The following is a 13,314-nucleotide window of genomic DNA, read 5'->3' on the forward strand; positions in this document are numbered from 1 at the left end:
CCTCGCGTCATGGCTTTGCCTCCCCGGAAGAGGCGGCGGCAGGCACCAGCTCGATCTCGACGTCCAGGTTGAAGAGCGGTGGCTCGTTGCGCGAGGCGCGCTGCTCGCCGAGCTGCTTCCAGCGCGAGAGCACCGCGGTCTTCACCGCGTCGGTGCGGTCGCGGCCCAGCGATGCGGGCTCGCCCGGCGCGGCCTTGTAGGCCAGCCGCAGCACCGATGTCTTCTCGGCCAGCACGGCCACCGTGCGATCGATCTCGCCCGCGAAGGCGGCGCGCAGCGTGGCGGCGCCGTCGTCGAAGGCCGCGCCCTGCAGCGCGAGGCGCACCACGCGGTGCACGGTGGCGCCGAAGTTGATCTTCAGCACCTTGCCGCGCGTGGCGCGCTCGGCCGCCGGGTTCTCGCTGGTGGTGCGATAGCCCGAGGGCAGGGTGCGCTCGTCGAGCTTGAGCACCAGGTTGCTGCCGGTGCCTTCCTTCGGAATGGCGGCGCAGGCGATGTGGTAGCGGCCTTCGGCGTCGGTGGTGGCCAGCACGCCGTTGACGGTGGCGATGCGCACGTTGGCCAGGCCCGGTTCGCCGTCGTCCTGGTAGCCGTTGGCGTTCCTGTCGTCGTAGACCTTGCCGATCACGTCGGTGCAGTCGAAGAGGGCATCGGGCACCACGCGCACGCTGGCGGTGGCCAGGTTCGACAGCGTCCTGCCGCCCACGCCCTGCAGCGCGACGACCTGGTTGACGAACTCGCCTTCGCCCACGCCGACACCCACGCCCGCGACCATCAGGTATTCCTTGGTCTCGTTGGGCGCGAAGTTCTGGCCCGGCATCACGATCTGGCGACCGTTGATCTGCGGGATCACCGGCAGCGCCACGCCGCCCGGCAGCGTGCGCACCGTGAGCGAGCCCTGGATGTAGCGGAAGCCCGGCGGCAGCGTGTCGACCACGGCCACGCCCGGCAGGGCGGTGCCGCGCGTGTTGCGCGCCGTGATGCGGTAGGGCAGCAGCTCGCCCTTCTTCACGCTGAGCTTCGAGGTGGTCTTGCGCAGCTCGATGAGCGTGGCGTCCGACGGGTCGAGCGGGATGTTGTTGGCCACCACGTGCTGGCCGCCGCCTGCCGGCTTCTGGAACAGCAGGTAGTAGCCAGCGCCGGGCACCAGCGCCGCGCCGGGGCTCACCACGCAGGGGTTGGTCTGCGCGGGCGCCGGTCCGTTGGCGGGCGCGGAGCACGACTGCGTGCCCAGCGCGCCGGCCGCGGCCGGGTACATCGACGAGGGCAGGTAGGCGCCCGGCGGCGTGATGACGAGGCGGTATTCGCCCGCCGGCGCGCCCGGCAGCACGAAGAAGTCGTAGTAGCCGTTGGGGCCGGTGGTGTAGCTGTCGCGCTTGTCGAGCAGGTGCTGCTCGGGGTCGAAGCCGGCGGGGCCGACCATTCGCACCACGGCGCCGGGCACGGGCGTGCCGCTCACGCTGTCGTACACCACGCCGCCCGGGTCGTAGGGCAGGTCCTGCTTCTGGATGTTGGCGCCCGCGCTCACGCGCACCTTGATGCTGAAGCGCGGATCGCTCGCCGCGGGCGTCGGGTAGGGGCCGTTCGCGCCGTTCTGCGCGGTGTCGGTCGGCCACACGCCGCCCACGACGCGGCCGTCGGGCGAGCGGAAGCGCACGCGGTACTCGCCGGGCACCAGGTCGCCGAAGCGGTAGCTGCCGTCGGCGTTGGTGGTCACGGTGTAGAGCACGGTGGCCGCGTTCTCGGCGCAGGCGTTGCCGCCGTCGGCGCAGCGCAGCAGCTCCACCGTCCAGCCTTCGCCCTGGCCTTCGCCCGATTCGCGGCTGCGGTTGTGGTTCTGGTCGAACCACACTGTGCCGGTGAGCGATGCGGGCTGGCTGCTGTGCTCGGTGAAGTCGTAGCCGGTGCCGTGGGCTTCCAGGCCGGTGAAGTTCACGCGGATCTGGTTCGTGCCCTGCGCGGTGCCGCCCAGCGTGCCGGGAATGGCGACGCCTTCGTCGTAGCCGCTGGGCTGCGTCTCGGTGACGGTGTAGCCGCCGCTGCCGGGCAGGGGCAGGCCGGGCAGCTCGTAGCGGCCGTTGGAATCGGTGACGGCGGTGCGCGTCACCGGCTGGCCGGCGGCGTCGGTGCCGGTGAGCGTGATGGTCACGCCTGCGATCGGCAAGTCTTGCGGCTCGCGCTTGCCGTTGCGGTTGGCGTCGTTGTAGACGGTGCCCGCCAGCGATGCGCCGCGTTCGCCGAAGTTGTAGTTGTCGCCGTTGCCGCCGCGGTAGGCAATGGCGCCGATGACGTCGTTGCCCAGCGTGCCGGTGGCCGCGCCCTCGACCGTGCCCACGGCGTCGAGGCCGTCGGCGTACGTCACGGGCTGCGTCTCGCGGATGGTGTAGCCCGCCGCGTCGGCCGGCAGCAGGCCGGTGAAGACGTAGCGGCCGCTGGCGTCGGTGACCACCGTGGCGTTCACCGCGAGGCCGCTGGCCGAGCGGCCGGTGAGCGTGAGCGTCACGCCCGGAATGCCGGCCTCGGAGGGCTGGCGGATGCCGTCGTTGTTGGTGTCGACGTACACCCAGCCCGCGATCTGGCCGCCGCGCTCGCCGAAGTTGTAGTCGATGCCCGCGTCTTCCGACACGAGTGCGAGGCCGCCGAAGCGGTCGTTGGTGCCGCCGGGGTTGGCGGTGCCGCGCGGCGCGCCGCCCACGGTGCCGAGCGACTCGGGGCCGTCGGCCACGCCGGCGGGTTGCGTCTCGTCGATCTGGTAGGTGCCGGGCGTGAGCGCGTCCACCAGATAGCGGCCGTCGGCGGCGGTCTGCACCGTGCGGTCGACCGCGTTGCCCTGGAAGTCGGTGCCGGTCACGCGGATGGTGGTGCCGGCGATGCCGGGCTCTCCGCTATCGCGCGTGCCGTTGGAAGGCGCCACGTCGGCATACACGTAGCCCGAGAGGCTCGCCGGCTTCACGGCCGAGAAGTTGTTGCCGGTGGAGCCCGCGCCCGCCGCGCCGAGCACGATGTTCTGGATGACGTTGGCGTTCGAGCCGTTGGGGCCGTTGGTCACGCCGGTGCCGCCGGTGGGAACCGCACCCGGCGTGCTGCCCGCGCCGCTGACGTTGCCGGCGCGCGTGATGCCGGGCAGGTAGCCCGCGGGCCGCGCCTCGGTCACGGTGTAGCTGCCCGGCGCGAGGTTCGGGAAGCTGTAGTCGCCGCTGGCGTCGGTGACGGTGGTGCGCGACACGGGCTGGCCGTTGACGTCGGTGCCGGTGAGCGTGATGGTCACGCCCGCCAGGCCCGGCTCGGTGGCCGGCGCGCCCTGTGCGCCGTTGCCGTCGCGGTCGTAGTACACGCGGCCCGAGATGCCGCCGGGCAGCAGCTCGCCGAACCAGTACTCGCCCTGAGTCGACGGCACGGCGGTGCCCGAGACGGTCACGCCGGTGATGACGTTGCCGCCGCCTTGCGGCGTGCCGGGCTGGCCGTTGTTGTTGGCCTTGCCGGGTGCGTAGTTGGCAGGCTGCGTCTCGGTGATGGTGTAGCCGCCCGCGCCCGAGGGAGGCACGTTGCGGAACTCGTAGGCGCCCGTGGTGCCCGTGGGCACGGCGAGGATGTTCACCGCGTTGCCCGCGGCGTCGGTGCCCGTCAGGCGCAGCTCGACGTTCGGGATGCCGGTGTCGCCGGCCTGCGGGATGCCGTCGTTGTTGCCGTCGACGAACACGCGCGTCGTGATGCGGGTGAGCTGCTCGCCGAAGTCGTAGCCGGTGCCGGTCACGTTGGAGTGCAGCGCGATCGCGCTCACCACGTCGTTGCCCGCGGTGCCGCCGGCGGTGCCGGCTGCGTCGCTGCCGTCGACGAAACCGGCCGGCTGCGTCTCGGTCAGCGTGTAGCTGCCGGGCGTGAGGTTGTTGAAGGCGTAGTTGCCGGTGCCCGCCGCCGTGGTGGTGGTCAGCGACACCGGGTTGCCGTACATGTCGGTGCCGGTGAGGGTGACGCTCACGCCGGCGATGCCAGGGTCGCCCGCGCTCGAGGCGCCGCTGTAGTCGGCGTCCTGGTAGACGCGGCCGGCCAGGCTGGCCGCGCGCACTTCGCCGAAGTTGTTGGCCGTGGACGCGCCGCCCGTGCCGAGCACGATGTTGTCGATGCGGTTGGCGTTGGAGCCGTTCGGACCGTTGCCGGTGCCCGGCGGCACGGTGCCGGCCGTGCTGCCCGCGCCGCTGACGGTGCCCGCGCGGGTGATGCCGGGCAGGTACGCCGCGGGCTGGTCTTCCACCACGCTGTAGGTGCCGGCGGGCACGGTGAAGCTCCAGTTGCCGGCGGCGTCGGTGGTGGTCGTGAGGGCGATGGCGTTGCCCGAGCTGTCGGTGCCGTTCAGGCGGATGGTCACGCCGGCGATGGCGGGTTCGCCGCTGTCGATCAGGCCGTTGCCGTTCAGGTCTTCGTACACGCGGCCCGAGAGCGCGCTGTTCTGCACCGTGACGCTGCCGTCGTTGAAGTTGTTGCCGCCGTCCGGATCGGTGCCGCCGTTGGTGTCGCCCGAGCCGGTGGTGACGATGTGCGCGCGGTTGGTGAGCACGGTGCCGTTGGCCGGCGCCGCGCCGCTGAAGCGCACCGGAATGCGCACGGTGGCCGTGCCGTTCGCCGGCATCGATGCGATGGCGCAGCTCACTGCCGTGCTGCCGGCCGTGCCGGTGCAGGTGGGCGCGGCGGGCGTGAAGCTGCCGCCGGTCACGGTGAACACCGGCGGGCCGGCCAGCACCAGCGATGCGGGCAGCGTGTCGGTGAAGCTGGTGGTCTCGGCGCTGTCGGGGCCGTTGTTGCGCAGCTGCACGAGCCAGTCGAAAGGCACGGCCGACGACACGGTGGTCACCGGCGTGGCGGTACCTGCGGTGACGGCGGTCTTGGAGACCACCTGCACGTCGGCCTTGAAGCGGAAGGTGGTGTTCTCGGCCACCGCGTTGTTGCCCTGAACGGTGTCGAAGGCGTTGCGCGCGGCGTCGAAGAAATCGACCCTGGCGTTGTTCTGGAAGGTGCCGCGCGAGACGCCGCGCAGCACCACGCGGAACTGCAGCGTGTTGGGCTCGCCGGTGGAGGTGGCGCCCGAGCCGCCCAGCGTCGGGATGGTGAACACGATCTGCCCGCCGGCCGAGCCGATGGCGGCGCCGCTGGCCAGTGCGAAGGTGGTGCCGCCCGGGGCGGTCACCGACACCAGCGTGGGCGGTGCCTCGCCGCCGGGGCCCGGCAGCGGCAGCGTGTCGACCAGGCGCACGTCTTCCGCCGTCGAGGCGCTGTTGTTCGACACCGTGATGGTGTAGCCCACGTCGTCGCCCACGTTCACCGGGTCGACGTCGTCGCGCTTGGTGACGACCAGGTCGTAGGCCGGCGCGGTGACCGTCGCCGGCACGGCGGCGTCGTTGTTGGTCGTGTTGAGCTCGGGCGTGCCGGTGGAAACGTGCACGGTGTTGGTCACCGTGGAGCCGTTGAGCACGTACAGCGGACGCGCGCGCACCGTCACGGTCTGCTGCACGTTGCGGTCGAGCGAGGTCCAGGCGCACTCGAGCTGGTTGTTGGTGACGCCGGTGCCCGTGGGCTGGGTGGTGCTCGGCACCGTCGAGCAACTGCCGCCGCCCGAGGCGGTGGCCGAGATGAACATCAGGTTGGCCGGCAGCGTGTCGACCACGTGGACGTCGTAGGCGCGGCTGAGGCTGCCCTGGGCGAGGCTCTGGTTACGCGCGGTCAGCGTGTAGGTGAGCAGCTGGCCCACCGGCACCGAGGCGGGGCTGGCCGACTTGGTGACCGTCACGTCCGTGCGTGCGAGCAGGTAGGCGGTGGCGCTGCCGTCGTTGTTGACCAGGTTCGGATCGGCCGGCGTGGTCGCCAGCGCATTGGCCGTGTTGTTGATCTGGAAGCCGTGATCGGTGGCCGAGGCGCCGTCGCCGTAGTGCTTGGCGACGACCTGGATGACCGGGCACAGCGGCAGGGCGCTCGCGGGGTCGGTGCTCGCGCGGCACACCGGCAGGATCGACAGCGTGCAGTTGGAAAGCGACGCCTGCCCGAAGCCGCTGCCGTTGGCCGGCAGCGCGCAGGTGCCGGCGAAGGTGCCGCCGTTGGCCGTCTGCGAGACGCTGCCCGCGCCGATCACCTGCGCGAAGGCGTCGGTGACGACCACGTTCTGCGCCTCGGAGGGGCCGGCGTTGACCACCTCGAGTTCCCAGGTGACGTTCTGGCCCGCGACCTGGCGGTTGCCCGCGCTGTCGCCGATGCCGACCACGCGCTTGAGCACCTTCACGTCGGCTGCGGTGGCGGTGTCGTTCACGCCGGTGCCCAGGCTCACGCAGTCGTTGCCGGTGTTGGCGTCGGGGTCGGCGCCGAGCGTGGGCGCGGCCGCGGGCAGCGCCACGTTCACGCACATGCTGTTGACGATCTGGCCGCCGCCCGAGGGCAGCGCCGGGATGGTGGCGTTCACGATGATGTAGCCGCCGTTGCGCGCGCTGTTGCCGGCGGACAGGTCGACGCTGATGTCGGAAGCGAGCGTGCGCGTGCAGGTCACCGTGGCGGGGCCGGGCACCGGCGTGGCGGGTGTCGGAACGACGGTGGCGCCGCCCTTGGTCACCGTGCAGGTGTAGCCGTCGCGCTGCGTGACGCTGTTGATCTGCACGCCGGCCGGCAGGTCGTCCACCAGCTGGATCGTGCTGCCCGCGAGCAGGCGCGTGCCGCCGAGGTTGGTGCTGCCGACCTGGTAGTCGAAGGCCTGGCCCAGCGGCACGTTGTTCTGCGGCCAGCCGCGGCGCTTGTCGGCGCGGAAGTCGGTGGCCGATACGGCCACGTCGGCCGGCACGCTGCCGGTGGCCGAGTTGGCGATGGGGCCGGTCGCGCTCACGGTGGCTTCGTTGACGACGCCGGTGCCGGCGGTCATGGCCATGACCGGCACCAGGATGTCGCCGAGCGCCACGTTGGCGCCGCCGCTGCCGCCGATGTTGCTGCGCGTGCAGCTCACCGTCTGGCCGCTGACGGAGCAGGTCCAGCCGGCGGCGGCATTGATCGGCGTCTGGATCGCGAAGTTGGCGGGGATGGTGTCGCTCAGCGTCACGCCCGTGGGCGCGGTGCCGCTGAAGCTCGGGCTCAGCCTGAAGTTGAAGCGCTGGCCCACCAGCAGCTGGCCGCCGTCATGGCTCTTGGCCAGCGCGAGCACGTAGCCCGCCGTCACGGTGGTGTTGGCGGTGGCGCTGTTGTTGGTGGAAACGCCGTCGCCCACCGCACCCGCGGGTGCCACGGCCGGCTGGTGCGTGATGGTGGAGCCCGCGCCCGCGGTGACCACGCCGTTGATGGTGAAGGTGCGCGTGTTGCTGCCGGCGCCCGCGGGCGTGGCCGGCACGTTGCAGGTCAGCAGGCTGCCGCTGATCGAGCAGCCCGAGGGCAGGCCGGTGCCCGAGACCGACAGGCCCGTGGGAATCGGGTAGGTCAGCGTCGAGCCCGTGCTGGTGTCGGGGCCGTTGTTGGTGACCGTGAAGACGATCGGCACCGTGGAGCCGCTGGGCGCGGTGGCCGGGGCGCTGATGGCCACGGCCACGTCGGCGCCCTGGTTCACGGTGATCGTCTTGGTCTCGCTGGAGCCGCCGCCGCTGGGCGCGGCGGTCACGCTCAGCGTTCCCTGCGTGACCGTGCGCAGCAGCACCTCGAAGTTGCGCAGCTGGTTCGCCGCGAGCGTGATGCCCGAGCAGGTCAGCGTGCCGGGGCCGGCGGAGCCCACCGACACGTCGGCCGAGCAGGTGCCCACGGGAACCGCGCCGGTGCCCATGTAGATGCTGTTCCCTGGGATCGTGTACGTGAAGGACGCACCCGGCGCGCCGATCGGCAGGCTGTCGGTCTCGGCGATGGTGACGGTGCTCGTCACCGTGCCGCCGGCGGGAAGGATGTCCGGCGAATGCACCAGGCTCGACACCTGCGGCACCGCATGCGCGGCCGTGGCGAAGAGCAGCCCGGCAACGGGTGCGGCAAGGCGCGTGAGGCAACGGCGCCAAAGGCCGTGCCGCAGGCGCGCGGCGTTGGAAGACACGTCGCGCCGCGCCTGCGCGTGCGACAGATTCGATGGGGTCCTGAACATCCCGTCCCTCGTGATGGCTCTGGTGGCCGGGCACCGTTTCTTGTGGCGTCGCGAAGGCGACGGGTGCTCCGGAAAGGGCGGGATTCTTCGGCGGGGCCCCGAAGGGAGCCTTTGCGAATCAGGACGAAAGCTTTGCTAATGATGACATTTGTTTACCAATGCAACATAATGTGAACTGAATGTGAACTAATTCACGCTGCTTTTCGGCGACGCACTCCTACGCTCGACGCCCATGTCCTACTGGTCGACCACGCCGCCCCGGCGCGCGCACATCCTCGTCATTGACGACAACATCGAAGAGCTGCAGTTGCTGCTAGGCGTGTTGCGCGAGGCGGGGCACCGCATCAGCCTGGCGTTCGATGCGCTGGAGGGCTATCGCCGGGCGACCGCGCTGCAGCCCGACCTGGTGTTGCTCGACGTGCGCATGGGCGCCACCGACGGCTACGCGACCTGCCGGCTGCTGAAGGCCGACCGCGCGACGGCGCGCATCCCGGTGATCTTCGTGACTTCCTCCAGCTCGGTGGAAGAGCGCCTCACAGGCCTGCGCGAAGGCGCGGTCGACTACATCCTCAAGCCCTTCGAGCCGGCGGAAGTGCTGGCGCGCGTGGCGGTGCACCTCGCGCTCGCGAGCTGCAGGCACCAGGCGCAGGCCTGCATGGAAGAGGCGGAGAGCGCGCTGGAGCACGCCAAGGGCGAACCAGCCGCCGACCACGCCGACCGCGTGCTCGCGCAGGCGGTCGAACGGCTGGTGCGTTCCGACCTCGCGAACGTGCCGGCGTTGCCCGCATTGGCCGCGAGCGTGGGCACGCACGAGAAGCGCCTGTCGCGCGTGTTCAAGGAGCAGACCGGCCGCACGGTGTTCGAGTTCGCGCGAGAGGCACGCCTTGCGGAGGCGCAGCGGCTGCTCGTGAACTCGGCGCTCAGCGTGGAAGAAGTGGCCTTGGCCGTCGGCTTTTCGGGCGCGGCCAATTTCTCGACCGCATTCCGCGAGCGCTTCGGCACCACGCCCACCGCCTTCCGCCAGGCGCGGCTGGCTCCGGTCGCGCCGCCGTCGGTGCCTTCGGCCTGACGCGGCACCGGCAAAGGCGGTGACCACCCCGGGCCTTGGCGGCACTCGCGCGCTCCTGCTTTGCGCCGTCTTCTGGCTGATGGCGACGGCGCTTCCCGCCGCCTGGGCGGACGTGCTGCGCATCGACGACGAGACCCGCTGGCCCATTGCGCTCGATACGCGCGTCGAAGTGTTCGAGGACACCGGCGCGCGCATGTCGCTCGACGAGGTCGACGCTCTGCCGGGCGACGGACCCGACGGCTTCCAGCCCGGCACGCCCGCGCGCATGCGGCCGGGCTTTTCGAAGTCGGCGTTCTGGCTGCGGCTGACCGTGGTGAACGGCAGCGACGCGATCCAGCCGCTGCGGCTGGTGCTCGATGCGACATGGCTGCAGCACGTCGATTTCCATGCCCGCCGCGAACTCGCGGGCTGGGCCACGTGGACGCACGAACAGGCCGGCGTGTCGGTGCGTTCGAGCGCCGCTCGCGACCACGACCGCGTGCCCACGCTGGACCTCGACCTGCGCCCCGGCGAGCAGGCGCGCGTGCTGGTGCGGGTGCGCACCAACAGCAGCGTCAAGCTCGTGCCGAAGCTGTATTCGGCGGACGCGTGGCGCATGTCGGAAAGCAGCCATGCGCTGCTCGACGGCCTGCTCATCGGCGGCCTGCTGGTGCTGTCGGTGTATTCGCTGTCGCTGTGGGTCATCTCGCGCCACCTGGCGATGGCGCTGCAGAGCATGGGCTTCGCGCTGGTGGCGCTCTACGAGAGCACGTATCGCGGCCACGCGCGGCTCGCACTGTGGCCAGACAGCATCGAGTGGAGCTACCGCGCGGCGGGCGTCACCGCGGGCTGCTGCGTGCTGTCGCTGATGTTCTACCTGTACACCGTGTCGCGGCGCGGTCCCGTGCGCGTGCCCGGGCTGCGCTGGCTCGTGGTGCTCGCGCTGGCGCAGTGCGTCGTGGTGCTGGGCACGCTCCTCGGGCCCTACGCGCCCTTCGCGACAGCGGGCACGCTGAGCGCGCCGCTGGTGGTGCTGTCGCTCACCGTCAGCACCTTCGTCTACATGCGCCGCGCTGGGCCCGGCGGTCGGCTGGCATTTCCGGTGATGACCATCGTCGCCGTCGGCGTGTGTTTGCGGCTGGTCGAACTGGCGATGCCATCGCACATGATTCCCGGCTTCGACGCCTACGCGCTGGGCTTCCCGGGCATGCTCGTCGGCCTGGTGGCGCTGGCGGTGTGGGCGCACCACCTGTCGCGCCAGCGGCATTCCGCGCAGCGCACGCTGGCGCACTGGCAGGCGGAAGAACAGCAGCGGCTGCAGGACGAGGTGGAGCGCAAGACGCACGCGCTGAACGCGGCGCTGGAGCAGGCCGAGCAGCAGTCGCGCGACCAGACGCAGCTGCTGGCCTACATCAGCCACGACCTGCGCGCGCCGCTGTCGACCATCGTCGGCAACGTGCGCCTGCTCGACGTCGACGGCCCGCCGCCGCCCGAGCGGCTGCAGGCCATCGAGCGCAGCGCGGCCTACCAGCTCGCGCTCATCGACGACCTGCTCGACTACGCGAGGAGCGAGCTGCTTCCCTTCTCGTTCGAGCCGCGGCCGGTGCACCTGCGCGCGCTGATCGACGACATCGCGCAGTACGCCGACACGCTCGCCCAGCGCCAGCGCAACCTCTTCGAGCTGGATGTGCTGGGCGCGCTGCCCACCGCCGTCCAGCTGGACAGCAAGCGCTTCCAGCAGCTGCTGCTGAACCTGCTGTCGAACGCCGCGAAGTTCACGCGCGACGGCAAGATCGGCCTGCGCGTGCAGGCGCGCCCGCGCCAGGACTCATGGCGGCTCGAGTTCGACGTGTGGGACAGCGGCGTCGGCATCGAAAAGGAAGACCAGGCACGCATCGTGAAAGCCTTCGAGCAGGGCGCACCCAGCTCGAACGGCCACGGCTTCGGGTTGACGATAGCGCGGCGCATCGTGCAGCACATGGGTGGGCGGATGCAGCTGGAAAGCCGCCGCAACCTGGGAACGCGCGTGCGCTTCTCGGTGATCGTGAAGGAGGCTCCGAAGGAACTGGTGCCGGTGGTCGTGAAGCCGCCGCCGCGCCCCGTGCTGCCTGTTCCGGCGCCCGCCGGCAAGGCCAGGCGCATGCCGGTGCCCGCGATAGCGCCGCTGCCCGCGGCGGTGCGCGACGAACTCGAGACGCTCGCACGCGACGGCCGCTGGAGCGACCTGCACGAGTGGGCCGACCGCCTCGCTGCCGATGCGCGACATTCGGCGCTGGTCGAGGCGGTGCGGCATGCGCTGGACCTGCTCGATTTCGAGCACATCCGGCTGCTGGCGCGCGCCACGCCGAACGCGGGCCAGTGAGTGATCTTCGACCTGGCTGCCGCCGCGGCTATTGCGGCGAGGCCGGTGCCTGTGCTTCCGGTGGCGGTGTCTGTGCCTGCTGCTGGGCCTGCTGCGCGTCGGGCGCGGCGGCCGCTTCGCTTTGGCCGTGATGTCTTATCGCGATGCCCTTGACGAGGTGGCGGGGCAGGTGGTGCGTCTTCCGCAACAGGGCCAGCGCTTCGCTGCGCGCCGGCTCGCATACCGGTAGAAACATGTGCAAAACGCTCATGGTGTCGTCCCGTGGAGTAACCGGCGGACATTGTGAGCGCATGAAGTCCGCAATGGGGGAATCGCCCTCCTGGCGCAGATGGCTTCGCCGGAGGGCCGCTTCACCTGGAGATCACCATGGCAGCGAGTAGGTCTTGGTGTTGGTGAAGCTCTTCATCGCCTCCAGCACGCCTTCCTTGTAGCCAAGGCCCGAGTCCTTGATGCCGCCGAAGGGCGTGAGCTCCAGCCGGTAGCCCGGCACCTCGCGCACGTTCACGCTGCCCACGTTCAGCTCGCGGATGAAGCGCGTGATGTAGTCCATGCGGTTCGTGCAGACCGCCGACGAGAGGCCGTAGGCCGTGCCGTTGGAGATGCGGATGGCCTCCTCGATGCTCGAGAAGCGGATCACCGGCGAGACTGGCCCGAAGGTTTCGTGCTTCGCGACCGTCATCCCCGGTTCGACGTGGTCGAGCACAGTGGGCGAGTACAGCGCGCCACGCCGCACGTTGCCGTACAGCAGCTTCGCGCCGCCGGCAATGGCCTCGCCGACCACCGACTCGAATTGCTTCGCCGCAGCCTCGTCGATCACCGTGCCCATGTCCGTGTGCGGGTCCATCGGGTCGCCGTACTTCAGCGCCTCGGTCTTGCGCACCAGCAGCTCGACGAAGCGGTCGGCCACCGCCTCGTGCACCAGCATGCGCTTGATGGCCGTGCAGCGCTGGCCCGAGTTCTTGTAGGAGCCGCTGGCGGCCAGCGTCGCGGCTTCCTCCACGTCGGCGTCTTCCATCACGATGATCGGATCGTTGCCGCCCAGCTCCAGGATCTGCCGCTTGTAGACCGCCTTGCCCGCGATGTACTTGCCGATGGCCACGCCGCCTGTGAAGGTGACGAGGTCGACGTCGGCGCTGGTGAGCATCTCGTCGGCAATCTCGCGCGGGTCTCCGGTGATCACTGACAGCATCTGCGGCGGAAGGCCCGCCTCGTACAGGATGTCGGCGAGGATGAAGGCCGAGAGCGGTGTCTTCTCGCTGGGCTTGAGCACCATGCGGTTGTTGGTGGCGATGGAAGGCGCCACCTTGTGGATCACCTGGTTCAGCGGATGGTTGAACGGCGTGATCGCCGTGATCGCGCCCTGCAGCGGCTCGCGCAGCGTGTAGACCTTGCGGCTCTTGCCGTGGTGCGTGAGGTCGCAGGAGAACACCTGGCCGTCGTCCACCAGCGCCTGGTTGGCGGCGAACAGCAGCACGTCGGACGCGCGGCCCACCTCGTACAGCGAATCCTTGCGGCACAGGCCCGACTCCAGCGTGATGGTGCGCGAGATCTCGTCCAGGCGCGAGGCGATGATCTCGCCCGCGCGCATCAGGATGCGATAACGCTCGTAGCGCGTGAGCGTCGGCCTGTAGTCGCAGGCGATGCGATAGGCGCGCCGCACGTCCGCCAGCGTGGCCTTCGGCACGGTGGCGATCACTTCGCCGGTGTAGGGATAGGTCACCTCGATGACCTCGTCGCGGTAGACGCGTTCGCCGGCGATGCGCAGTGCTTCGTGGTGGACTTCGTTGGTCTTTTGCATTGGCTGGTTCATGGCGGGTCTTC

General features: G+C 70.7%; 5 protein-coding genes. 2 read left to right on the top strand and 3 right to left on the bottom strand.

The genetic code is table 11. The annotated features are described in order from the left end of the window. Positions 1 to 7: 7 nt before the first annotated feature. A complete protein-coding gene (locus ABL840_RS11690) occupies positions 8 to 8,083 on the bottom strand; it encodes an SdrD B-like domain-containing protein (RefSeq protein ID WP_093301050.1) in 8,076 nt (2,691 codons plus the stop codon). 232 nt (positions 8,084 to 8,315) lie between these two features. Here ABL840_RS11690 and ABL840_RS11695 point away from each other — a divergent pair, with 232 nt between their 5' ends. Both ABL840_RS11695 and ABL840_RS11700 read left to right on the top strand, forming a co-directional pair. Continuing rightward, positions 8,316 to 9,152: a helix-turn-helix domain-containing protein gene (locus ABL840_RS11695; protein WP_093199160.1), complete on the top strand. Its 837-nt coding sequence runs from the start codon at positions 8,316 to 8,318 to the stop codon at positions 9,150 to 9,152. 19 nt (positions 9,153 to 9,171) lie between these two features. Next, positions 9,172 to 11,493 carry a sensor histidine kinase gene (locus ABL840_RS11700; RefSeq protein ID WP_093301048.1) on the top strand — a complete coding sequence of 774 codons (2,322 nt, stop codon included), beginning with the start codon at positions 9,172 to 9,174 and terminating at the stop codon, positions 11,491 to 11,493. A 28-nt stretch (positions 11,494 to 11,521) separates the two neighbouring features. Here ABL840_RS11700 and ABL840_RS11705 read toward each other — a convergent pair whose 3' ends face one another. Both ABL840_RS11705 and phnY read right to left on the bottom strand, forming a co-directional pair. Beyond that, positions 11,522 to 11,743 (bottom strand): hypothetical protein, encoded by a 222-nt coding sequence (locus ABL840_RS11705; protein ID WP_418116251.1) that lies wholly within the window; start codon positions 11,741 to 11,743, stop codon positions 11,522 to 11,524. Between the two features lie 111 nt (positions 11,744 to 11,854). After that, positions 11,855 to 13,291, bottom strand: a complete 1,437-nt coding sequence (gene phnY, locus ABL840_RS11710) for a phosphonoacetaldehyde dehydrogenase (protein ID WP_418116252.1) — start codon at positions 13,289 to 13,291, stop codon at positions 11,855 to 11,857. Positions 13,292 to 13,314: the final 23 nt, after the last annotated feature.

The sequence above is a fragment of the Variovorax sp. NFACC27 genome (genome assembly GCF_048301545.1).
Lineage (GTDB): Bacteria > Pseudomonadota > Gammaproteobacteria > Burkholderiales > Burkholderiaceae_C > Variovorax > Variovorax gossypii.

Excerpts from the sequence above, each read along its gene's own strand:
- ABL840_RS11695 (WP_093199160.1), top strand. The coding sequence starts at position 8,316 with ATGTCCTACTGGTCGACCACGCCGCCCCGGCGCGCGCACATCCTCGTC.
- ABL840_RS11705 (WP_418116251.1), bottom strand. The coding sequence starts at position 11,743 with ATGAGCGTTTTGCACATGTTTCTACCGGTATGCGAGCCGGCGCGCAGC.
- ABL840_RS11690 (WP_093301050.1), bottom strand. The coding sequence starts at position 8,083 with ATGTTCAGGACCCCATCGAATCTGTCGCACGCGCAGGCGCGGCGCGAC.
- phnY (WP_418116252.1), bottom strand. The coding sequence starts at position 13,291 with ATGCAAAAGACCAACGAAGTCCACCACGAAGCACTGCGCATCGCCGGC.